23 protein-coding genes are annotated in these 22,479 nt (G+C 64.5%); 11 read left to right on the top strand and 12 right to left on the bottom strand.

Going from position 1 to position 22,479, the window contains the following annotated elements; genetic code table 11:
• Nucleotides 1-22: 22 nt before the first annotated feature.
• From nuoN to M3I53_RS33050, 8 genes are all read left to right on the top strand, one after another.
• Nucleotides 23-1,495: an NADH-quinone oxidoreductase subunit NuoN gene (gene nuoN, locus M3I53_RS33085; RefSeq protein ID WP_254320013.1), complete on the top strand. Its 1,473-nt coding sequence runs from the start codon at nucleotides 23-25 to the stop codon at nucleotides 1,493-1,495.
• Nucleotides 1,495-1,797, top strand: a complete 303-nt coding sequence (locus M3I53_RS33080) for a DUF2818 family protein (protein ID WP_028205666.1) — start codon at nucleotides 1,495-1,497, stop codon at nucleotides 1,795-1,797. The genes nuoN and M3I53_RS33080 overlap by 1 nt, the downstream gene beginning before the upstream one ends.
• Before the next feature lie 124 nt (nucleotides 1,798-1,921).
• Nucleotides 1,922-2,512 (top strand): NUDIX domain-containing protein, encoded by a 591-nt coding sequence (locus M3I53_RS33075; RefSeq protein WP_254320012.1) that lies wholly within the window; start codon nucleotides 1,922-1,924, stop codon nucleotides 2,510-2,512.
• 234 nt (nucleotides 2,513-2,746) lie between these two features.
• Complete coding sequence (locus M3I53_RS33070) at nucleotides 2,747-3,181, top strand: DUF1178 family protein (RefSeq protein ID WP_254320011.1); 435 nt, start codon at nucleotides 2,747-2,749, stop codon at nucleotides 3,179-3,181.
• A gap of 69 nt (nucleotides 3,182-3,250) precedes the next feature.
• Nucleotides 3,251-4,447 (top strand): acyl-CoA dehydrogenase family protein, encoded by a 1,197-nt coding sequence (locus tag M3I53_RS33065; RefSeq protein ID WP_254320010.1) that lies wholly within the window; start codon nucleotides 3,251-3,253, stop codon nucleotides 4,445-4,447.
• Between the two features lie 11 nt (nucleotides 4,448-4,458).
• Nucleotides 4,459-5,586: an acyl-CoA dehydrogenase family protein gene (locus M3I53_RS33060; RefSeq protein WP_254320009.1), complete on the top strand. Its 1,128-nt coding sequence runs from the start codon at nucleotides 4,459-4,461 to the stop codon at nucleotides 5,584-5,586.
• Between the two features lie 49 nt (nucleotides 5,587-5,635).
• Complete coding sequence (locus M3I53_RS33055) at nucleotides 5,636-6,094, top strand: MaoC family dehydratase (RefSeq protein WP_069265266.1); 459 nt, start codon at nucleotides 5,636-5,638, stop codon at nucleotides 6,092-6,094.
• 14 nt (nucleotides 6,095-6,108) lie between these two features.
• The gene (locus tag M3I53_RS33050; RefSeq protein WP_254320032.1) at nucleotides 6,109-6,561 is read left to right on the top strand and encodes a MaoC family dehydratase; all 453 of its coding nucleotides are present in this window, start codon (nucleotides 6,109-6,111) and stop codon (nucleotides 6,559-6,561) included.
• A gap of 83 nt (nucleotides 6,562-6,644) precedes the next feature.
• On the opposite strand, the gene M3I53_RS33045 is transcribed toward M3I53_RS33050, so the two are convergent.
• From M3I53_RS33045 to M3I53_RS33020, 6 genes are all read right to left on the bottom strand, one after another.
• Nucleotides 6,645-7,346: a glutathione binding-like protein gene (locus tag M3I53_RS33045; protein WP_254320008.1), complete on the bottom strand. Its 702-nt coding sequence runs from the start codon at nucleotides 7,344-7,346 to the stop codon at nucleotides 6,645-6,647.
• Between the two features lie 146 nt (nucleotides 7,347-7,492).
• Nucleotides 7,493-8,752, bottom strand: coding sequence for an acyl-CoA dehydrogenase family protein (locus M3I53_RS33040; protein WP_254320007.1), 1,260 nt, complete (start codon nucleotides 8,750-8,752; stop codon nucleotides 7,493-7,495).
• Between the two features lie 58 nt (nucleotides 8,753-8,810).
• Nucleotides 8,811-9,929, bottom strand: a complete 1,119-nt coding sequence (locus M3I53_RS33035; protein ID WP_254320006.1) for a phosphotransferase — start codon at nucleotides 9,927-9,929, stop codon at nucleotides 8,811-8,813.
• Nucleotides 9,930-9,971: 42 nt separating this feature from the next.
• Nucleotides 9,972-10,691: a histidine phosphatase family protein gene (locus M3I53_RS33030; RefSeq protein ID WP_254320005.1), complete on the bottom strand. Its 720-nt coding sequence runs from the start codon at nucleotides 10,689-10,691 to the stop codon at nucleotides 9,972-9,974.
• 31 nt (nucleotides 10,692-10,722) lie between these two features.
• Nucleotides 10,723-11,511: an oxepin-CoA hydrolase, alternative type gene (locus tag M3I53_RS33025; RefSeq protein ID WP_254320004.1), complete on the bottom strand. Its 789-nt coding sequence runs from the start codon at nucleotides 11,509-11,511 to the stop codon at nucleotides 10,723-10,725.
• Entirely contained in the window at nucleotides 11,508-13,070 is a 1,563-nt protein-coding gene (locus tag M3I53_RS33020; protein WP_254320003.1) for a 3-hydroxyacyl-CoA dehydrogenase, read from the bottom strand. The genes M3I53_RS33025 and M3I53_RS33020 overlap by 4 nt, the downstream gene beginning before the upstream one ends.
• 106 nt (nucleotides 13,071-13,176) lie before the next feature.
• Here M3I53_RS33020 and M3I53_RS33015 point away from each other — a divergent pair, with 106 nt between their 5' ends.
• A complete protein-coding gene (locus tag M3I53_RS33015) occupies nucleotides 13,177-13,818 on the top strand; it encodes a glutathione S-transferase (protein ID WP_254320002.1) in 642 nt (213 codons plus the stop codon).
• Nucleotides 13,819-13,899: 81 nt separating this feature from the next.
• Here M3I53_RS33015 and M3I53_RS33010 read toward each other — a convergent pair whose 3' ends face one another.
• Entirely contained in the window at nucleotides 13,900-15,090 is a 1,191-nt protein-coding gene (locus tag M3I53_RS33010; RefSeq protein ID WP_254320001.1) for a pyridoxal phosphate-dependent aminotransferase, read from the bottom strand.
• A gap of 114 nt (nucleotides 15,091-15,204) precedes the next feature.
• Nucleotides 15,205-15,720, bottom strand: coding sequence for a putative toxin-antitoxin system toxin component, PIN family (locus M3I53_RS33005; RefSeq protein WP_254320000.1), 516 nt, complete (start codon nucleotides 15,718-15,720; stop codon nucleotides 15,205-15,207).
• Between the two features lie 64 nt (nucleotides 15,721-15,784).
• Between M3I53_RS33005 and yaaA the strand changes: the two genes are divergently transcribed.
• Nucleotides 15,785-16,579 (top strand): peroxide stress protein YaaA, encoded by a 795-nt coding sequence (gene yaaA / locus M3I53_RS33000; protein WP_254319999.1) that lies wholly within the window; start codon nucleotides 15,785-15,787, stop codon nucleotides 16,577-16,579.
• Between the two features lie 29 nt (nucleotides 16,580-16,608).
• Nucleotides 16,609-17,772, top strand: a complete 1,164-nt coding sequence (locus M3I53_RS32995; protein ID WP_254319998.1) for a M14-type cytosolic carboxypeptidase — start codon at nucleotides 16,609-16,611, stop codon at nucleotides 17,770-17,772.
• A gap of 85 nt (nucleotides 17,773-17,857) precedes the next feature.
• Here the strand turns inward: M3I53_RS32995 and M3I53_RS32990 are convergent, their stop codons facing one another.
• The 4 genes from M3I53_RS32990 to M3I53_RS32975 all read right to left on the bottom strand — a co-directional run bounded on the left by M3I53_RS32990 (nucleotide 17,858) and on the right by M3I53_RS32975 (nucleotide 21,758).
• A complete protein-coding gene (locus M3I53_RS32990) occupies nucleotides 17,858-18,529 on the bottom strand; it encodes a BspC domain-containing protein (protein ID WP_254319997.1) in 672 nt (223 codons plus the stop codon).
• Nucleotides 18,530-18,734: 205 nt separating this feature from the next.
• Entirely contained in the window at nucleotides 18,735-19,409 is a 675-nt protein-coding gene (locus tag M3I53_RS32985) for an energy-coupling factor ABC transporter permease (protein ID WP_254319996.1), read from the bottom strand.
• Between the two features lie 10 nt (nucleotides 19,410-19,419).
• Nucleotides 19,420-20,361, bottom strand: a complete 942-nt coding sequence (locus M3I53_RS32980; protein WP_254319995.1) for a response regulator transcription factor — start codon at nucleotides 20,359-20,361, stop codon at nucleotides 19,420-19,422.
• A 182-nt stretch (nucleotides 20,362-20,543) separates the two neighbouring features.
• Entirely contained in the window at nucleotides 20,544-21,758 is a 1,215-nt protein-coding gene (locus M3I53_RS32975) for a DUF2863 family protein (protein ID WP_254319994.1), read from the bottom strand.
• Nucleotides 21,759-22,479: the final 721 nt, after the last annotated feature.

Below are 22,479 nucleotides of genomic sequence, written 5' to 3'. Positions count from 1 at the left end.
CCGAGCGGAGGAACAAAAGATCATGCCAAACGCCCCTATGTACGCTCTGCTGCCCGACGGCCTGGTGATGACCGGCCTCGTCGTCGCGTGGCTCAACGACACGTTCACCGGTCCTGAAGGCCGGCGCACGACCTACTTCATCGCGCTCTTGACCACGGTCATAGCCGGTATCTGGTTCGCGGTGGACGCGTTCGATCCGCACGTGTACTACTACTTCACGCGCATGTACGTGGTCGATCCGTTCGCGAGCGCCATGAAGGCAGTGGTCACGCTCGGCTACGCCGTGTCGATCGTGTACTCGCGCAAGTACCTCGAAGACCGCGACATGTTCCGGGGCGAGTTCTTCCTGCTTGGCCTGTTCTCGCTGCTCGGCCAGCTCACGATGATCTCGGGCAACAACTTCCTCACGCTGTACCTCGGCCTCGAGTTGATGTCGCTCTCGCTCTACGCGGTGATCGCACTGCGCCGGAACGCGGCGCAGTCGAACGAAGCGGCCATGAAGTACTACGTGCTGGGTGCGCTCGCTTCGGGCTTCCTGCTCTACGGCATCTCGATGCTGTACGGCGCGACCGGCTCACTCGAGCTGAACGAAGTGTTCAAGGCCGTGGCTTCGGGTCACATCAACGATATCGTCCTGCTGTTCGGCGTGGTGTTCATCGTCGCCGGCGTGGCGTTCAAGATGGGTGCGGTGCCGTTCCACATGTGGGTGCCGGACGTCTATCAAGGCGCGCCTACGGCCATGACGCTGCTGACCGGCGGCGGCCCGAAGGTCGCGGCATTCGCCTGGGCCGTGCGCTTCCTCGTGATGGGCCTGCTGCCGCTGGCAGTGGACTGGCAGGAGATGCTGATCATCCTCGCAGCACTCTCGATGATCGTCGGCAACATTACGGGTATCGTCCAGCGCAACATCAAGCGCATGCTCGCGTACTCGGCCATTTCGAACATGGGCTTCGTGCTGCTCGGCCTGCTCGCCGGCATCGTCGACAACAAGGCGACGGGCGCGGCCAGCGCCTACAGTTCGGCCATGTTCTACAGCATCGTCTATCTGATCACGACGCTCGGCGCGTTCGGCATCGTCATGCTGCTGTCCCGCCGCGATTTCGAAGCGGAAACGATCGATGACTTCAAGGGCCTGAACCAGCGCAATCCGGTATTCGCGTTCGTCATGATGCTCATGATGTTCTCGCTTGCGGGCATTCCGCCGACTGTCGGCTTCTACGCGAAGCTCGCCGTGCTCGAAGCGACCATGAACGCGGGCCTCACGTGGCTCGCCGTGCTCGCCGTGGTGACGTCGCTGTTCGGCGCGTTCTACTACCTGCGTATCGTCAAGCTGATGTACTTCGACGCACCGCAGGACGAAGCACCGATCGAGAGCCACGCATTGAACCGCGGGCTGCTCACGCTCAACGGCGTGGCGGTGCTCGTGCTGGGCATCATTCCCGGCCCGCTGATGTCGATCTGCCTGCAGGCTGTCACGCATACGCTGCCGCTCTGATGTCGGCAGCGGGCTGGTTCATCGTGCTGTTGGCGCTCGCGGGCGCCAACCTGCCGTTCCTCAACCAGCGATTGTTCGGCGTGGTGCCGCTTCGCGCACCGAAGAAGAGTGCGTGGATTCGCATCGCTGAAATGATCGTGTTGTACTTTGTGGTCGGTACGTTCGGCTTCCTGCTGGAGGCGCGCGCCGGCAATCGTTTTGACCAGGGCTGGCAGTTCTACGCGATCACCTTCAGTCTTTTTGTCGTGTTCGCGTTTCCCGGCTTCACCTGGCAATATCTCGTCAAACGCCGCCCGGCGTGACGCGCGTGGCCGGCCCGTGGCCGGCAGGCGCGGTGCGACCCGCAGTCCGGCCGCAGTCTGGCCGGTTTCACTTCAAGCGGCGCGCGCGGCTTCCCGATTTTCCTGAGCACCCACGAGGCTGACTATGGCTGAACATCATCAACACGACCCGGCGCTCGCCGAGACGTGCGTGGAAAGCACGACGCTCTACGCCGGCAATTTCCTTACCCTCAAGCGCGACACCGTTGCGCTGCCGGACGGCAAGCATGCGACGCGCGAGTTCGTTCAGCATCCTGGCGCGGTGATGGTCATCCCGCTATTCGACGACGGCCGCGTGCTGATGGAGCGCCAGTACCGCTATCCGCTCTCGCGCGTGATGACGGAATTCCCGGCAGGCAAGCTCGATCCGCAGGAGGGCGCGCTCGCCTGCGCGATCCGCGAACTGAAGGAGGAGACGGGCTATACGGCGCGCGAGTATGTCTATCTCGCGCAGATCCATCCCGTGATCTCGTACTCGACCGAGTTCATCGACATTTACCTCGCACGCGGGCTGACCGCGGGCGCGGCGCAACTCGACGACGGCGAGTTCCTCGAAACCTTCACGGCGAGGGTTTCGGAACTGCTCGAATGGGTGCGCACGGGCAAGATCACCGACGTGAAGACGATCATCGGCACGTTCTGGCTCGAAAAGGCGCTGTCGGGCGCGTGGCCGCTCGCGAAGGCGGAACAGGGCTGACACGCGCTGCGCGGCGCAGCGAATTTCTCGATCGACGGCGGCCCTTGTGGCCGCCGTTGTCGCTTCTACGCGCACCCGAAGCAGATACACCTGAAGCACCTTCAGCGCGGCCGTCCGAGCGGCGATACAATCGAACCCCCGGGAAAGTCCCGGTGGCTGGCCGCAGGAATTTTTTCGAACGGTCGTTCACAAATTTACGATTTGCGCTAAACTCATCGCAAGCCTCGATTCCCCATGAAGGTCCTCGATTTACAGTGTCCAGACGGCCATCGGTTTGAAGGCTGGTTCGCCTCGGTTGACGACTTCGAGTCGCAACTGTCCCGCAAGCTGGTCGAATGTCCGATGTGCGGCGCCACCCATGTGACCCGCTTGCCGTCCGCGCCCCGGCTGAACCTGTCCGGCGCGAGCGAAACGCCGAAAGCGTCGCCGCACGAGCAGGCAGCGCAATGGCAGGCGCATGCGATGCGTGTGATCCGCGAGGTCCTCGAGAAGACGGAGAACGTAGGCGACCGTTTCGTCGAGGAGGCGCGGCGCATTCACTACAACGAAGCGCCGTCGCGCAGCATCCGTGGAGTCGCTTCTGCGGACGATGCGCAAGCTCTCGTCGAAGAAGGCATCGATGTGATGCCGCTGCCGGTTCCGGCCGCGTTGAAGGGTCCGCTGCAATAACGCCATGCGGGTCTTCGCCGCGGCGCGGGGGAAACGCTCCGCACCGGCCGCGGCCAGGAGACATTGCGCATGGATCTGGACTACACCCCCGCTGACGACGCATTTCGCGCCGAAATCCGCGCCTGGCTCGAGGCCAATCTGCCTCAAGCGATGCGCGACAAGGTTCTCAACCACAAACGCCTGTCGCGCGACGACATTGCCAACTGGCACAAGCTGCTAGGCAAGAAGGGCTGGTCCGCGCCTGCGTGGCCCGCGCAATGGGGCGGCCCAGGCTGGACAGAAGCGCAACGCCACATCTGGGACGCCGAGTGCGGCCGCATCGGCGCGCCGCCGGTACTGCCATTCGGCGTGTCGATGGTCGCGCCCGTGCTCATGAAGTACGGCAACGAGGCCCAGAAGCGCCGCTATCTCCCGCGCATCCTTTCCGGTGAAGACTGGTGGTGCCAGGGCTACTCCGAACCGGGCTCGGGATCGGACCTCGCATCGTTGCGTACACGCGCAGTTCGTGAAGGCGATCGCTACGTCGTGAACGGCCAAAAGACCTGGACCACGCTCGGCCAGCACGCCGACATGATGTTCTGCCTCGTGCGCACCGATCCTGCGGCCAAGAAGCAGGAGGGCATCTCGTTTCTCCTCATCGACATGAAAACGCCCGGCATCACCGTGCGTCCGATCATCACGCTCGATGAAGACCATGAGGTGAACGAAGTCTTTTTCGAAGACGTGAAGGTGCCGGTCGAAAATCTCGTCGGCGACGAGAACCGCGGCTGGACCTACGCGAAGTATCTGCTCGGCCACGAGCGCACGGGCATCGCGCGCGTGGGCGCGTCGAACCGCGAGCTCGCCTTCCTCAAGGGCGTCGCGCTCAGGCAGAAGAAGCATGGCAAGCCGCTGCTCGAAGATCCCGTGTTCGCGGCGCGCGTGGCCGCCGTCGAAATCGAGCTGATGGCGCTCGAGGTGACCGCCGAGCGCGTGATCGCCAGCGCGGCGGGCGGACGCGGCCCCGGTCCCGAAGCGTCGATGCTCAAGATCAAGGGCACGGAGATCCAGCAGGCGCTGACCGAGCTGATGGTCGACGCGGTCGGCCCGCTTGCGGCGCCGTTCGATCCGGCCTTCCTCGAAGGCGAGCACGAACACGCGGCCGGCGGTGACGACGACGCGGCCCCGCTCGCGGCGTACTACTTCAACTATCGCAAGACGTCGATCTACGGCGGGTCGAACGAAATTCAGAAGAACATCATCTCGCAGATGATTCTGGGGATTTGAGGAGCGGCGCCATGAACTTCAATTTCACCGAAGAACAACAGCAACTCGCCGACGCGCTGCGTCGCTATCTCGACAAGAACTACGGCTTCGAAGCACGCCAGGCGATCGTGAAGACACCGGCCGGCGTTTCGGACCAGCACTGGAACGCGTTCGTCGAACTGGGGCTGACCGCGCTGCCGGTGCCGGCGGCGCAGGGCGGCTTCGACGGCGCGCCATTCGACATGCTCGTCGTCATGCAGGAGCTGGGCCGCGCGCTCGTGGTCGAGCCGTACTGGGCAACCGCGGTGGGCGTCGAGGCGCTCAAGCTCGCGGGCGGTGCGGCCGAACCGGAAAACGCAGCGCTGCTCGAACGCGTCGCCTCGGGCGAGATCAAGCTCGCTGCCGCGTTCCACGAGCCGCAGTCGCGCTACGACCTGTTCTCGCTGGAAACGCAGGCGAAGGAGACGGGCGACGGCTTCGCGCTCAGCGGCACGAAATCGGTCGTGCAGCACGGCGCCCAGGCCGACCACTGGATCGTGCCGGCGCGCTTCGCGGGCGAGGTTGCGCTCTTCGTCGTGGCGCGCGATGCGCAGGGTGTCGAGGTGGGCGATTACCGCACGATCGACGGCCAACGCGCTGCGACGCTGACCTTCAAGGAAGCGCACGCGCGCCGTCTTGGCGACGCGCATGCCGGCGCGGCGACATGGGAGAAGATTGCCGACTACGCCACGTTCCTGCTGTGCGCGGAAGCCGTGGGTGCAATGGACGCGCTCAACCACGCAACGGTCGAATACACGAAGACGCGTCAGCAGTTCGGCGTGCCGATCGCGCGCTTCCAGGCGCTGCAGCACCGCATGGCAGAGATGCTGATCCACGCCGAGCAGGCCCGCTCGCTGACTTACCTCGCCGCCGCGCGTTACAGTAGCGAGTCGGCCGAAGAGCGGCGGCGCGCGATCTCGGCAGCGAAGGTGCGCGTGGGGCAGGCGGCGCGTTTCATCGGCCAGCAGGCCGTGCAGCTGCACGGCGGCATGGGCGTCACCAACGAAGTGGCGGCCGCGCACCTGTTCAAGCGTCTCGCGATCATCGAAACGACGCTCGGTGATGTCGACCATCACCTTGAACGCTTCGCTTCGCTGCCCGGTTTCGCGCAGGCAGCGTAACGCGTGGCGGCAGCAGGCAACAACCGGGCAACATCGGCGGAGAAAACGGATGGGCGTGAGTTACGAAGATCTCGAAGTGGGCAAGCGCTATGTGGTCGGTTCCCACACCTTCGGGCGCGACGAGGTGGTGCAATTCGCGGAACAGTTCGATCCGCAGCCGTTTCACATGAGCGAGGCGGGCGGCGAGGCGTCGATGTTCGGCGGACTCGTCGCGAGCGGCTGGCATACCTGCTCGGTCATGATGGGCATGCTCGTGCGCAACTTTCTCAAGGACTCGACCTCGATGGGCTCGCCCGGCGTCGACGAGATCCGCTGGCTCAAGCCTACGCGTGTGGGCGATACGCTGACCATGACTAACGCGATCCTGAGCAAGCGGGTTTCGGCGAGCAAGCCCGATCGCGGCATCGTCGAAACGCAGTGGGAAGGACACAACCAGCACGGCGAACTGATCGTGACCGTGCGTTCGAAGGCGCTGTTCGGCCTTCGCCATCCAGGGAGCGTAGCGTGAGCGAAGGCGATGTCATGCAGATTGCCGACGCAGCGGCGTTGCGCACGCTGATCGGCGCGGGACCGCTCCTGAGCGGCTGGCGCGAGGTGAGCGAGGCGGACGTGCACGGTTTTGCCAATGCCACGGGCGACCACCAATGGATCCACATCGACGCAGAACGGGCGCGCCGCGAGTCGCCGTTTGGCGGCCCGATCGCGCACGGCTTTCTTACGCTTTCGCTGATTCCTGTGCTGCTCGGAGCAACGCTGCACATGCGTCAGCGCATGGGCGTGAACTACGGGCTCAACCGCGTGCGCTTCACGCAGCCGGTGCCTGTGGGCGCGAAAGTGCGTGCACGTATCGCGGTGAAAGAAGTGAGCGACGTGGAAGGCGGCGGCGTGCAGGTCGGGTGGGATGTGAGCATCGAGCGCGAGGGCAGCGAGCGGCCCGCATGCGTGGCCGAGTTCATCACGCGGCACTACTTCTAGTTTGATTGCGTGCTCAACGAAAAGGGGCGCTCCGCTGCAAGGCGGGCGCCCCTTTGGTTTTGCGCGGATTTCCGCGTAATGCATTAGTGTCTGGCGTACTGCGTCGCGCCGAACAGCATCTCCTTCGCCTTCTCATCCATGAGCGGCTTGCGCGCATTGGCGAGCACTTCCACGCCGCGCTTGACCGCCGGCCGCGCGGCGATCGTTTCGTGCCAGCGCTTCACGTTGGGCAGCGAATCGAGATCGATGCCCTGGTTTTGCCAGGAGCGCGTCCACGGGAAAGCGGCGATATCCGCGATGGTGTACTCGTCGCCGGCCAGATACTCGGTCTTTTCCAGCTGCGTTTCCATCACGTTATAGAGCCGCTTCGCTTCGTTCGTGTAGCGATTGACCGCATACTCGATCTTCTCGGGCGCGTAGATGCGGAAGTGGTGCGCCTGGCCGAGCATGGGGCCGAGCCCGCCCATCTGGAACATCACCCATTGCAGCACGTCATAGCGTGCCGCGAGGTCCTCTGGCATGAAGCGGCCGGTCTTCGCGGCGAGATAGATCAGGATCGCACCCGACTCGAACAGCGAGAACGGCTGGCCGTCCGCGCGGCGCGGGCCTTCGGAGTCGGTTATGGCGGGGATTTTGTTGTTCGGGCTGATGGCGAGGAATTCGGGCTTGAACTGGTCGCCCGCACCGATATCGACCGGATGCGCCCGGTATTCGAGGCCGGTTTCCTCGAGCATGATATGGACTTTGTGACCGTTCGGCGTGGCCCAGCTGTAGACGTCGATCATCGTGGCTCCTTAGCACCATGAAAGAAGGCGCCGCGAAAGTCTGGATAGTCTTGCGCGACGCCCGAACTGGCGCAAATTAGCATAGATCGGCGTCGCTCGCAGAGGGCGCAGGAGCGCCCCTGCTGTGCTTGTGGACTTGCGCGGATTTACGAGCGCGTGACCGGCATCTCCACGCGCGACGCCGAGCCCGCGTCCATATGGCGCGCGAGTTCGAGCTTGGCGATGGCGTTGCGGTGCACCTCGTCGGGGCCGTCCGCGAAGCGCAGCGTGCGCGCCGAAGCGTACGAGTACGCCAGCGGGAAGTCGCCGCTCACGCCGGCCGCGCCGTGCACCTGCATGGCCCAGTCGATCACCTGGCAGGCCATATTCGGCGCCACCACCTTGATCATGGCGATCTCGCCGCGCGCGCCCTTGTTGCCGACGGTGTCCATCATGTACGCGGTCTTGAGCGTGAGCAGGCGGGCCTGTTCGATCATGCAGCGCGCTTCGGCAATGCGCTCTTGCGTGACGGTCTGCTCGGCGACCGCCTTGCCGAACGCCACGCGCGAGAGGGCGCGCTTCGCCATGAATTCGAGCGCACGTTCCGCGAGGCCGATCAGGCGCATGCAGTGGTGGATGCGGCCCGGCCCGAGTCGCCCTTGCGCGATCTCGAACCCGCGCCCAACACCCAGCAGGATGTTCGAAGCGGGCACGCGCACGTTTTCGAGCGTGATCTCCATATGACCGTGCGGCGCGTCGTCGTAGCCAAACACGGTGAGCGGGCGGCGCACCGTGATGCCGGCCGAATCCGAGGGCACGAGGATCATCGACTGCTGAGCATGGCGCGGCGCATCGGGATCGGTCTTGCCCATCAGGATGTAGATCGCGCAGCGCGGGTCGCCCGCACCCGACGACCACCACTTCGTTCCGTTGATCACGTAGTCAGCGCCGTCGCGCTCGATGCGCGTCTGGATGTTTGTCGCGTCCGACGAGGCCACGTCGGGCTCGGTCATCAGGAAGGCGGAGCGGATCTGGCCTGCCAGCAGCGGCGCGAGCCATTGCTGCTTGTGCGCCTCGCTGCCATAGCGCTCGATCGTTTCCATATTGCCGGTGTCGGGCGCGCTGCAGTTGAACACTTCAGGTGCCCAGTGCACGCGGCCCATGATTTCGCACAACGGCGCGTATTCGAGGTTCGTGAGGCCCGCGCCGCGTTCGGACGCGGGCAGGAACAGGTTCCATAGCCCGGCCGCGCGCGCCTTTTCCTTCAACTGCTCGACGATCTCCGTGGGTATCCACGCGTTGCCGTTCGCGCGATTGCGCTCGACTTCCTCGTGGAAAACGGCTTCGTTCGGATAGATGTGTTCGTCGAAAAACGCGAGCAGTTTCTCGCGCAGCGCCTGCACTTTCGGGGAGTAATCAAAATTCATCGGTGACCTCGCAATGCGATGCAGTGACAGTGAAAAGTGAGTCGTTTTCGATCGCGCTTCAGCGCACCTTCTGGGCGTAGCGCCAGGCGAGCTCCGCCATGGGCCTCGCGCGGCGGCCCGCGTCGATGGCCTGAGCGCTCGCGGCTGTGCCGTCCACCACGCGTTTCATGATGCCCTGCAGGATCGCCGCGATCCGGAACATGTTGTACGCAAGATAGAAGTTCCAGTCGCCGCGAATCTCGAGGCCGGTGCGCTCGCAATAGCGCGCGACGTACTGCGCCTCGTCGGGTATGCCGAGCGCCTGCCAATCGAGGCCGGCAATGCCGCGGAATTGCGCGGGATCGACGTGCCAGGCCATGCAGTGATATGAGAAGTCGGCGAGCGGGTCGCCGAGCGTGGAGAGCTCCCAGTCGAGCACGGCCAGCACGCGCGGCTCGCTCGGGTGGAAGATCAGGTTGTCGAGCCGGTAGTCGCCATGCACGACCGATACGCGTGAGCCCGCATCGTCGGGCATGTGCTGCGGCAGCCATTCGATCAGGTGATGCATGGCATCGATGCGCTCAGTTTCCGAGGCCTGATACTGGCGGCTCCAGCGATCGATCTGGCGTGCGAAGTAATTGCCTGGCTTGCCGTAGTCGGCGAGTCCCACGGCGTCGGGCTTCACGTTGTGGAGCGCGGCGACCACACGGTTCATCTCGTCGTAGATCGCGCCGCGTTGCTCGCGCGTCATGCCGGGCAGCGACTGATCCCAGAGCACGCGCCCCTCGACGAACTCCATCACATAGAACGCGCGGCCGATCACCGCTTCGTCGTCGCAGAGCGCGAGCATCTTTGCGACCGGTACGTCGGTTGCGGCGAGCGCGTCCATCACGCGGTATTCACGCTCGATCGCATGCGCGGACGGCAGCAGCTTGGCCTTGGGTCCCGGCTTCGCGCGCATCACATAGGTGCGGCCGGGCGTGACGAGCTTGAACGTCGGGTTCGACTGGCCGCCGGCGAACTGCTCGATCGTGAGGGGCCCCTTGAAGCCTTCCACGTGAGCGGCAAGCCAGGCGCCCAGCGCCTCGGCGTCGAAGCGCTGGCGTTCGGCAACCGGGCGCGTGCCTTCGAACGCCGAGTAGTCGGGGCGCGTTTGCGCGTTGTTGTGCGTGTCTCCATCCGGGGTGGCTTGCGCCATATTCGTCTCCCTTCTCCTGTTTCTCCTGTGGGTCGCCGCGCGTCAGCCGCGCGGTCTATAGCGCAGGTACTGCGCGTACAGCATCTCCATCGTTGTGTTGCGGGTGTCGCGGTGCAGCGGCGAGGGCGGCGCGTAGTTGAGCATGCGCACGACCCAGTCTCGCGGCTCGGCGCCGACATCGAGTGCGTTGATGCAGCCCGTGGCCTGCGCGAGATGGCCGAAGAATGCGCGTCCGCCCGCCGTGATTGCATGCGAGAGAATCGCGCGGTTCACGCCGCCGTGCAGCACGAGCAGCGCCGAGTCCCACGTGAGGTCGGCGCGCAGCGCATCGAGCGGCGGCAGCACGCGGTCGAGCAGCTCGCCGATGGTCTCGCCGCCGAGAAAGCGCGTGTCTTCCGGCACGATGCCGTCGAACACGCGCAGAAAGGCGTTCTCGACTTCAGCGGGAGGAATGGCGGCGAGACGGCCGCCGCGAATTTCCTCCCACGCGCTCTGCACTTCGAGTTCGATCGACTGACCGGTCGCCGCGAGCACGCGCTGCGCGGTCTCGACCGTGCGGCGCAGTCCGCTGACGATCACGCGGTCGAAACGCACCCCCTGCGCGGCGAACGCTTCGCCGGCGGCGGTGGCCTGGGCGCGGCCGTTCTCGTTGAGCGGCACGGTGTCCGGGTCGATTGCGCGACCGGTCTCGTCGAAGTAGGTGACGTCGCCGTGACGCATCACGTAGAGGCGTCGGCGCGCGGGCAACTGGTACTCGGTCATGGGTGTGTCGCTCGTGCGGATTGAAGCCGGTTCACTTGTAGACAGGGGCGCGTTTTTCGAGGAACGCGGTAATGCCTTCGAGGCCGTCGCGGTGATGCAGCGACGCGACGAAACTTTCGCGCTCCGCAGCGAGCTGTGCTTCGAGCGGCTGCGCGTCCGCGACGTTCGTCAAACCCTTGATGCGCGCCACCGAATTCGGCGAGATCTTCGCGAGTTCGTCGGCCCAGGCGAGCGCCGAATCGAGCGCCGTTTGCGGCTTCGCGAGCCGGTTCACGACGCCCAGTTCCGCGAGACGCGCCGCGCCGATCGGCTTGCCTTCCACCATCAGCTCGAACGCGAGCGAGCGCGGCAGCGAGCGCGCGAGGAACCACGAGCCGCCGCCGTCGGGCGTCAGACCCACGCGCGAATAGGCCATGACGAACTTCGCATCGTCGGCGGCGACCAGCAGGTCGGCGGCGAGCGCGAGCGAGAAGCCCGCGCCGGCGGCCGCGCCTTCGACGGCCGCGATGATCGGCTTGCTCGACTGGCGCATCGCGGTGACCCATGCGGCGAGCATGTCGATGCTGGCGGCCTGCACCGAAGGGTCCTTCGCGCGGTTTTCGAGCAGGCGGTTGAGGTTGCCGCCCGCGCAGAAGAAGTTGTCGGCGCCGGTGAGGACGATCGCGCGCAGCGAGGAGTCGCGCTCGGCGGCGTCGAAGGCTTCGACGGCGGCGGCGTACATGTCGGGGTGCAGCGCGTTGCGGGCGCCCGGGTTCGACAGCGTAAGGACGAGTGTCGATTCGTGGCCTTGGGGGCGGGTGCTGCGGAGTTCGGCGCTCATTGCGGTGTCTCGTTCGATGCGTTGAAGTCTGCTGCGTCTGCTTGTGTGAGCGAAAGGCCGAGCTGCGCACGGCGCGCGAGCCATGGCGACGGGCGATAGCGCGGATCGCCGAGCACGGTGTGGATGTTGCGCAAGATCGTGAGGATCGTATGCGCGCCCAACGCGTCGCCGAGCGCGAGCGGGCCGCGCGGGTAGCCGAGGCCCAGCGTGACCGCGAGGTCGATGTCGCGGGGCGCGGCGATTTGCTTTTGCGCGATGTCGCAGCCGATGTTGACGATCGTCGCGACGATACGCTGCGCGACGAAGCCCGTCGAATCGCGGATCACGGTCACCGGCACACCGTCGGCGGCGAAGAGCGCGTGGCCCGCGTCGCGCGCTTCGCGCGTGGTGGCGGGCGTCGTCATCAGCGTGCGGCGCTTCGCGGTGTCGAGCGGGAACAGCGTGTCGATAGCGACGACGCGGCTGGCGTCGAGCTGTTCATCGAGCGCGGCGGTCGTGGCGTCGAGGCCGAGCGGCGCAACGATGATCAGCGCATCGGCTGCCGGCGTATCGCCTTCGTCGACGGACACACCCGCTTTCTCTGCGAGCGCGAGCACGGCGTCACGCGCGGCGGCGTTGCGGCGGCTCACCCAGACGCGCGCGGGCAGTGCGGTGGGCGCAGCCGGTTCGTCGGGCACCTGCTGCTTGCCATCGACGTAGCGATAGAAGCCTTCACCGGCTTTGCGGCCAACGAGCCCGCCCGCGAGCCGCACACCCGTTATAGGCGAGGGCGTGAAGCGCGGCTCCTCATAGAACTGGTGATAGATCGACTCCATCACCGGATGCGAAACGTCGAGCGCGGTGAGGTCGAGCAGCTCGAACGGTCCGAGGCGAAAGCCCGCCTGCTCGCGCATGATGCGATCGATCTCGACGAAGCTCGCTACGCCTTCGCCCGCCACGCGCAGGCCTTCGGTATTCATGCCGCGGCCCGCGTGATTGACGATGAAGCCGGGCATGTCCTTCGCGCGCACGGGCGTGTGGCCCATGCGGCGCGCGAGCGTCATCAGCGCGTCGCCGGCGGCCGGATCGCTGCGCAGGCCGTCGATCACCTCGACCACCTTCATGAGCGGCACGGGGTTGAAGAAATGATAGCCCGCCACACGCGAGGGATCGCTGCACGCGGCGGCAATGGCGGTAATGGAGAGCGAAGAGGTGTTCGAAACGAGCAGGCAACGCTCGCTCACCACGGTTTCGAGTTCGCGAAAGAGGGTCCGCTTTGCATCCAGATTCTCGACGATCGCCTCGATCACGAGATCGCAGACCGCGAGTTCATCGAGCGTCTGCGCGCCGCTCACGCATTCGAGCGCGGCCTTCGCGGCGGGGTCGTCGAGCTTGCCTTTTGCCGCGAGTTTGGCGAAGGTGTCGGCGAGATAGTCGCGCGCGGCGGCGACCGCCTGCGGGTTCGTGTCGTAAAGGCGCACCGCGAGGCCTGCCTGCGCGGCGATCTGGGCGATACCGCGGCCCATCGCGCCGGTGCCCACGATGCCGATTGTCTCAATGTTGAAATGATGTGAAGTCATTGGAAGCCTGGCTCCATGATTGGCCTAGAATAGCACGGTCGTACAATTTTATGAAAACGGTTTGGCAGTTCCGATAAGGGAACCGCCACTCAAGGAGGCAACGAGGATGATCAAGCTGCACGGTTTCGCGCTTTCGAATTACTACAACAAGGTCAAGCTTCTGCTGCTCGAGCATGGCATCGCGTTCGAGGAGGTGCCGAACAAGCTGCCGCTCGACGAGGCGCTGCTCGCGCAGTCGCCGGGCGGCAAGGTGCCTTACATCGAAACGGAGCAGGGCTTTTTGTGCGAGTCGGAAGTGATCGTGGAGTTTCTGGCGGCGCGCTTTCCAGAGAAGCACATTTTCGCGGCGGATCCGTGGCAGGCGGCGAAGGAGCGTGAACTCATCGTCTTCATCGAGACGCATCTGGAGCTGAACGCGCGCGAACTTTACGGCGAGGCTTTTTTCGGCGCCAAGGCGACCGATGAGGTCAAGGCGACCATGGAAAAGCGGCTGCGACGCTACGTGGCGGCCTTGGCGCGGCTCGCGAAGTTCGCGCCTTACGTGTCGGGCGAGCAGTTCGGCGTGGCCGATGCGGCGGCGTTCGTGAGCCTGCCGCTCGTGGGCCGCGCGACGCTGGCGGTGTACGGCAGCGATTTCCTCGCCGACGCGGGCATCGACTGGAAGTCGTATATCAAGCTGATCGGCGAACGCCCGACGGCCCGGCGCGTCAACGCCGACCGCAAGGCGTACATCGAGGCGAACTCGTAAGCCTCGCGGAGTTTTGGCCGCTGCTGCGCGCGATGATCGTGAACGCACTGCCGTTCGCGAATTCATCGCGCGCAAACGGCGTCAAAGCCGCGCGAGCCGCTCGAGCGCGGTCGCGAGCGTGCTTTCCTGCTTGGCGAAGCAAAAGCGCACGACACCCGATTCGTGCGTCTCGTGATAGAACGCCGACACCGGAATGGCGGCCACGCCGATCTCCGCTGTGAGCCACTTCGAGAATTCCGCTTCGGGCAGATCGCTGATCGCCGAATAGTCAACGCACTGGAAGTAGGTGCCTTCGCAAGGCAGCAGCTTGAAGCGCGTGTTGGCGAGTCCGGCGCGGAAGAAGTCGCGCTTCTTCTGATAGAACGCGGGCAGTTCCAGATACGGCTTCGGATCGCGCAGATAATGCGCGAGGCCGAATTGCATCGGCGTGTTCACGGTGAACACGTTGAACTGGTGCACCTTGCGGAACTCGGCCGTGAGCGGGGCGGGCGCGGCGACATAGCCCACCTTCCAGCCCGTCACGTGATAGGTCTTGCCGAAGCTCGACACGATGAAGCTGCGCGCGGCCAGTTCCGGATAGCGCGCCACGCTCTCGTGCGGGTGGCCGTCGTAGACCATGTGCTCGTAGACCTCGTCGGAGACGATCAGCACGTTGGTGCCGCGCACGATCTCCTCGAGCTTTTGCATGTCCTCGGCGCGCCACACCGTGCCCGTGGGGTTGTGCGGCGTGTTGATGAGGATGAGGCGCGTTTTCGGCGTGATGGCGGCGGCGAGGCGGTCGAACGGAATCGCGTAGTCGGGCGCTTCGAGCGTCACGAACACCGGCTTGCCGCCTGCCAGTTCGATCGACGGCAAATAGCTGTCGTAGGTCGGCTCGACCACGATCACTTCGTCGCCCGCGTGCACGGTCGCGAGAATCGCCGTGAGGAGGGCTTGCGTGGCGCCGGCTGTCACCGTGATCTCGCTATTGGCGTCGTAGCGGCGGCCGTACACGTGCTCGATCTTGTCCGCGATTGCTTCGCGCAGCGCGGCGATGCCTGCCATCGGCGGGTACTGGTTGTGGCCCTCGCGCATGGCGTGCGCGACGGCGTCGACGATGCGCGCGTCGCAATCGAAGTCGGGAAAGCCCTGGCCCAGGTTGACCGCGCCCTTTTCGGCGGCGAGCGCGCTCATCACGGTGAAGATCGTCGTGCCGACGCTCGGCAGACGCGACGGAAAAGAGGGCGTGAGCAGGGTGTCCTGCGAATGCTGCGTAGGATGCGGTGCGTTCATGTCGCGGGCGGAAGTCAGACGTTGGGACGAAAAGACTGGCTCAAAAATCCGATTGTAGGCAAATCGGCGCCGCTGTGGTGGTCAGGCTGGCGCGCGCGCGGTGATGCAGCGGCATCAGGCCTGAGCCGACTGAGCGGCGTTTTGCACGTATTCGGCGACGAAGGCGTCGGGCGTCGCAATGCGAAAGCCAAAGTCGCGCGCCACGCGCCTGGCAAGCTTGAGCACCGCGCGGTCCTTTGAGACGAGCCACTGTGCACCGCTTGCGCGCGCAAGTTCCAGAAACTTCTGGTCGTCGCGGTCGCGGCATTGCGGCAGGGGACGGGCGTCGGCGGCAAGCTGCGGCAGGTCGATCAGTTCGACGAGGCCGACCAGCGCCGCGAGCGCGTCCGCCTTCGCGACGCCGCGGCCAGCGAACTGCGGATAGTCGAGCACGTGAGCCAACTCGGCCTGGCAGCGCGCGTCGATCAGCGCCTGGATCGCGCCGCGCTCCAGCGCCGCGCGAATGGGGCGCGTGTGCGGGTCGTCGAATACGAGGATATCGAGCCAGACGTTCGAGTCGAGAACCACGGGGAGCGCGCGAGCAGCGGCGGGCGAGAGGGATGCTGCGGTTGGGGGCGTGAGGCCGGTCATTCGTGAATTCGCTACAATCGGGCTTTCGCCTTTGAACATCGGCACATCGTGCCTGCAAGCCTCTATGATAATCGTTCTGTCGCCGGCCAAATCGCTCGACTATGACACGCCGGCGCACATCGAAAGCCACACCATCCCCGATTTCGTCGACGACGCAGCCGAGCTGATCGCGGGCCTGCGCCGCCTCTCGCCGCAGCAGATTGGTTCGCTCATGAGCATTTCCGACCCGCTCGCGCGCCTGAATTTCCAGCGCTATGCCGACTGGTCGAAGCAGTTCAGCCAGGCCAACGCGAAGCAGGCCGTGCTCGCGTTCAACGGCGACGTCTATGAAGGCTTCGACGCGAAGTCGCTCTCGTCGGCGGATCTCGACTATGCGCAACAGCATGTGCGTGTGCTCTCCGGGCTTTATGGCCTGCTGCGTCCGCTCGACCTGCTGCAGCCTTATCGCCTGGAAATGGGCACGCGTTTCGAAAATGAGCGCGGCAAGGATCTTTACGCGTTTTGGGGCGAGCGCATCACGCACGCGATCAATGCGCAGATCGAGCACAACCACGCGAAAGCGGCGAAGGGTGCGCGCGTGGTGGTGAACTGCGCGTCGAACGAATACTTCAAGGCCGTGAAGCCGAAGAAGCTCGCCGCGCCAGTGATCACGCCGGTATTCGAAGACTGGAAGGGCGGCCGCTACAAGATCATCAGCTTCCACGCGAAGCGCGCGCGCGGATTGATGGCGCGTTTTGCCGTCGAGAACCGCGTGGCGGAGCCCGAGGCGCTCAAGGCGTTCGATGTGGAAGGCTACGCGTTCGATGCGGATGCATCGAACGATTCGACCTATGTATTTCGTCGGCGCATCGCCGAGTAAACGAACAAGCAAGCGGGAAGGAAAACACCATGACGATTGCCATCTCCAGCCATTTCGATGCGGGCGCGATCGATGTCCTGTCGTGCGAGCGCGCCGACGACATCCGTCTGCGCGTGCGAGCGGATAACCAGTCCGAGTTCGCGCAATGGTTCTACTTCCGCCTCTCGGGCGCGCGCGGCGAACGTTGCGTGATGACGTTCGAGAACGCGTCGGCCTGCGCATTTCCCGAGGGCTGGCGCGACTACCAGGCCGCGGCGAGCTACGACCGCGTGAACTGGTTCCGCGTGCCGACCTCGTATGATGGCAAGGAACTCGTCATCGACCACACGCCCGAATTCGACAGCATCTATTACGCGTACTTCGAGCCGTATAGCGAAGAGCGTCACTCGGAGTTCCTGGGCGCGCTTCAACAACTGCCGCACGCCACGCACACGGAACTCGGCCAAAGCGTGGAAGGCCGGCCCATGTCGCTGCTCTCGCTTGGCATGCCGGGCGACACCGCGCCCGACGGCAAGCCCAAGAAGACGGTCTGGATCATCGCGCGCCAGCATCCGGGTGAGAGCATGGCCGAGTGGTTCGTCGAAGGGTTGGTCAAGCGGCTCGCCGGTTGGGGCGACTGGGCTGGCGATCCGGTCGCGCGCAAGCTATACGACCGCGCCGTGTTCCATATCGTGCCGAACATGAATCCGGACGGCAGCGTGCACGGGAATCTGCGTACCAACGCCGTGGGCGCGAACCTGAACCGCGAATGGATGGCGCCGGACGCGCAGCGTAGCCCCGAAGTGATGGTCGTGCGCGATGCGATCGAAGCCACGGGCGTCGATCTCTTCTTCGACATCCACGGCGACGAGACGCTGCCCTATGTGTTCGTGGCGGGCTCGGAAATGCTGCCTGGCTTTACCGATCAGCAACGCACGGAGCAGAAGGCGTTCATCGAGGCGTTCAAGGTGGCGAGCCCCGACTTCCAGGATCAGCACGGCTACGAGGCGAGCCGCTACCGCGAAGATGCGCTCAAACTCGCGTCGAAGTACATCGGCCATCGTTATGGCTGCTTGTCGCTCACGCTCGAGATGCCGTTCAAGGACAACGCCAATCTGCCCGACGAACGCGTAGGCTGGAACGGCGCGCGCAGCGCCGCGCTCGGCGCTGCGATGCTGCAGGCCATCCTGCATCATGTGGAGACGTTCGCGTAACACGCGCCTGCGCATGCACACACGAAGAAAAGGGGGAAGCGGCCAGGCCGCTTCCCCCTTTTTCGCATCGAGAACACCGACGCGTTCAGTGAGCCGTCGTCTTCTTCTTTGCAGTCGTTTTCTTCGCAGTGGATTTCGTCGTCGTCGATTTGCTGGACGACTTCGTGCTGCTCGTCGACGACTTGTGGCCCGACTTGTTCGCGGGCGTTTTCTTCGAGCCTTTGCCTGTGTCCTTCCTGATCGAATGCTTGCCCTTTCCATGGGCGCCGCTCGACGCGGTGCCGCGCTCGCTGCGTGCGTGCGCCGGCGGGACCGGATCGTTCCAGCTGAAGGCGAGCATCTGCTGCCCGACATAGCCGCAGCGAAACTTCAGGTCGTAGGGCGAATTGCCGCTATCTTTGGGAATGCCGATGCCGTCGACTGTCACGATCGTATCGACCTTCACGCGCTGCTTGCCTTCGTCGAACGAGTCGTTCCAGGGCGTCACGCTCGCGTGCGCCTTGTCGAACGAACTTGGCGGAAACTCGACGTGATCGAGCGCGGTTGACGTGTTGGCGACGAAATCGCCATGCGCTGCGCAGTCCGCGACTAGCGGGTCCGCGTGCATCTGGGTGACGAACTGATTGACGAGGTCGTTGTGTTGATCGAGTTGATCGGCCTGCGCGGCTGGCGCGGCGATGAGCATGAGGCTCGCGGCGCAGGCCGCCAGTTGACCGGCTACGAACAACAGCCGGCGGGATGCATGGTTGCAGTCCATCTGCTTGCTTGGGAAGAGGGGTGAAACGTCAGGCACCGTAAGATGCTGCACAGCCGTGTCGAGTTCAATCCGGAAACAATTATTTTCCTCTGCCTGAGCGAGGGAATCGGCGCAAGTGCTGCTGCCGGTGCGCCAAGGGCCGATCGCGACGTGTCGTCGCGCCCGTCGTCACGTTGCTGGCGGTGGGGCGTGGCTGAGGCAGTGCTCAGGTTCGCGGGCCGCCCAGACGATAGCGACGCACGTCGTAGGTAGTGACCCAGGCCGGCCTATAGACGGCGATCAGCGCCGTTGCCATGCCAGTGAACCAGGCTTCGCCCGAAGCGAGCAGAAATACGCTGAATGCATAACCTGCGGGCACAGTGATCGCGGAGCCGCCGTTGAGCGCGACATGGGTGCCGAGCGCGAGATAGGCCGCCGCCGAAACGGCGATGGCCGGCGACACGAAACCCTGGCCGACGATGAACATGAAGAGGTTGCGCGGCAGCCACGCGGTGCAGGCGCGCTGCAGCAGCGCCGAAATCGCGACAGGGAAGGCGCCGAAGATCAGGAAGGTGAGGGCGACGCCTTCCCAGGGGGCGTCGAAGACAAGTGCGGCGAGCCCGACGACGACGCCCATGGCGACGAGCGCGAGCCCCCAGTCGAATAGCGTGACCACGAGTGTGGCGCCGAGCAGGTGCAGCACGGTGCCGTCTTCGAGCCACGCATTACTTGCCCACAGCACGGAGATCGCGACGACGATCGCAAGCCACACGTGCTGGAGCGTGGCGTCCTGCAGACGCTTGAAGGGGTTCTTCCATAGCGCGAGCGCGAGCAGCCCTACGGTGACGACCAAGGCACCGATAGCAACCCAGAGCGGAAGCGGTGTAAATAGGAACCCCATGTGCTTCATATTACTCGTTGGAAGGCAAGCCGTGTGCGCGGGCGAGCACCAGGGCTTCCTCGTCCGCGCTCTCGCTCTCGCTGGCCTCGCCGACATCGGCGGGCCGCATCTGCTGCGCCGCGGCGAGGTCGCCATACGGCGTCACAGGCTCCGCGGCGATGGGCAGCGGCTCCGCACTGTCGCCTGACAGCAACGGATAGCGATGCGCCAGACCCTCGCGGGCGCGTAGCGGCACCGGGCCGTGCTCGCCGTGCCTGGGCGTCGCCGCCCGCTCGCATCGCGCGCGCAGCACCTGCAACTGGTTCGCGAGCAACCCGTTGTAGATCGCGACGGCCGCCGCGCGATTGGGCGCGCCGAGCTGCTGAAAGATGCTTGTCAGATGGACTTTCACGGTGCCCTCGCTGATGCCGAGCGCTCTCGCGATCATCTTGTTCGTATTGCCCATATGGACGCAGCGCAGGATCTGCTCCTGTCGCGGCGAAAGGTCGACCGTCGGACGCACCTTGCGGGCCTGTGCGGCGGCCTTGGCGTTGCGCCGGGGTGGCAGGGGCCATGGCGTACATGGACCGAGGACGTCGGCCGGCAGATGATCGCCGCCGAGCATGATGAGCTCCATAAACTTCACGATCAGGATGGAGTCCGTTGTGCGCCGGATGACGCCGCGGGCGCCTTCGTTGATGAGCGCGCGCACGGTCGCGGGCGTCTCGGTGCTGTCGACCAGTACGGCGACGGGCAGGCTGCGGTGCCGCATGACAAAGTGGCGCAGTTCGCCGGTGCGGATGCCGTCGTGCCAGTCGATCACGATGAGGTTGGGGGTGAACCGTTGCAAGGCGCGCTCGGCGCTGCGCCAGTCCGGCGCATCATTGAAGCGTGCGCGACGGTCGATTTGTCTTAAAAGCGCCTTGAGCCCTTCGCGCCTTTCGGCGTCCGGATTGAGTACAACGAACCGCATGGATATGCCCTCCTCTCGAAATGTTGTGAAACGCGCACCGCTTCTGAGCGGCGTTGAACCAGACCAACGGCACAATAATGACAAAAAGGTTGCGTGCTGGCGGCCTGTCCAAAAGGCATAAGACATAGGGCAAAAAAAAGTCCCGCACACAGGCGGGACCGGGTAGGAATTTGGGCGTTGTCCTAGTGGAAGTGTGGTTGTACGGGCTCAGCATCTTCTGGCATCTCGGCGTGGACGATCTCGCCGAGTGGATCCGCATAGAGCGGCACGCCGCAGTCATCGCAATATTCCGGCTCGAAGCGGCCAGCGTGACGACGGATATCGGTGATGCCCGATTCCTTCAGCAGCGCAACGATCTCTTCGAGCGGACCGTTGCTCACACTCTCCTCGGTCGGTTCTTCGTCGATGTCGGCGTCGCCGTTCTCGCGGCCATAGAGTGGCCAGACCACACCATACAGCACATCATTGCTGCCGCGCTTCGTGAAGGCGACACGGTATTCGTCGATACGGCGCTCGCCGAAGCCGGCGACGACGGCGCGCAAGTCCTGCGCGCCCGCGCCGATCGTATCGAGCAGATAGCGCACGGCGGTGCGGATCGTATGAGGGCGCACGCGCTCGTCAGCGTCGCGGCAGGCGGAGTAGTAGGCGTCGGGCAGCAGGCACTCGAACTCGCAGCCCGGCATGACAACGGCAAGGTTGGCGCCGCCCTGGGTGGCCCATTGTTCCAGGCACTGACCGCGCTCGATGCGCGAGCCGTGCTCCTCTTCCTGCCAGCGGAAGAGCGGGGCACCGACAGGTGCGGCGACGACGGCGAGCAGGAAACGCGGATCGGCGAGGATCGGAGACGTTTCCGGCAGTTCGCCCGAGCTGATTTTCGCCGGCGCGCCGCTCAGCGCCGCCTGGGTGAGCTGTTGTGCGAGGCGCCAGGTTTCGACGTGGTGGCGCGGCAACTGGTCGATGCTATAGAGATAGGGGGCCATCGCCACGCGCGTGCCGTTCGCCAGCACGTGGGCCTGAAGATGCGTGCGCAAGGCGTCTGCGCCGTCGGCCTTCAGCGGGCCCGAAGGGATGACATAGCGCGTCCAGGCCAGCACCGGCGCGGCGACTAGCAGCGCCTCGTATTGCGCGCCGTCGTGTTCGACGATGAACGACTCGCTGTGCGTCTCCGCCATGTCGGCGAGCGCGCCGTAGGCGTCCGGATGATTCTGCTGCAGATGATCGAGCGCGGCGTCGAGCGTAGTCTGATTGCCGTTGCGCACGACCTTCGCTAGCAGCGTGTCGAGCTTTGCCTCCCAGAAGCGGTCTTCGGTGCGGCTGCCCGAGGCGAACAGGGCGAGCGAGAGGCCGACGAGTTTGTCGGCGTCAGGAGGAAGGCGTTTGGCGATTCGCGAGCGCATAAATCTATGAGTTGGGGTGCAGAGAACCCCATATTCTAGTCGGTTCCGTGCGCGCCATCGGATTGGTCAACAGGAGCGCGCCGGATGGGCCCGGGCGCGATGCAGGATCGTCGTTGCTGCGCAGCCGGAAAGCGTCGGCGGGAAGCGCTATGACGACTGCTATATGGAGCAGACGAGTGGTGTTCAGGCCGACTTTGCTAGCCCGTCAAAAAACCACTTGCAAGATGTCGTCTGCGTGACTAGAATTCCGGTCTTTCGCGCTTTCGATGAAGGCGCGGGGAGACGGGAAGCCCAGGCGAAAGCCTTGTGGCGACTGGGTCTGCGGGTGATTCGAAGTTGAGCGGCAGGTTGAACGAAGTAAAAAAACCTGTTGACAGATCGCCGGGCAGTATTCATAATCTCGTTTCTCTGCTGCAGACGCAGCAACGCAGAAAGAAGCCGGTGGTTGAGTCGTTGTCTGAACGAAACTGCGCGGCGCTTTCGCGAACGATCTTTAAAAATTTACAGCCGATAAGTGTGGGCGCTTGATGCGGTGGCGACCCGATATGGTTCTTCGGAGCGATATCGGGAGCAGCAAAAGTATCAAGAGTCTCACACTAAAGTAAGTCAGGTTTTTGAATTTATTCAGAACCTGTCAGCTTTGAGTGAGCGACCGGTCTCGAGAGAGACCGAAAACAGTAACAGGTATTGAACTGAAGAGTTTGATCCTGGCTCAGATTGA

Origin of the sequence: Paraburkholderia sp. CNPSo 3272 (assembly GCF_024206495.1) — a bacterium.
Classification (GTDB): Bacteria; Pseudomonadota; Gammaproteobacteria; order Burkholderiales; family Burkholderiaceae; genus Paraburkholderia.
This window is presented reverse-complemented; position numbering and strand designations above follow the sequence as displayed.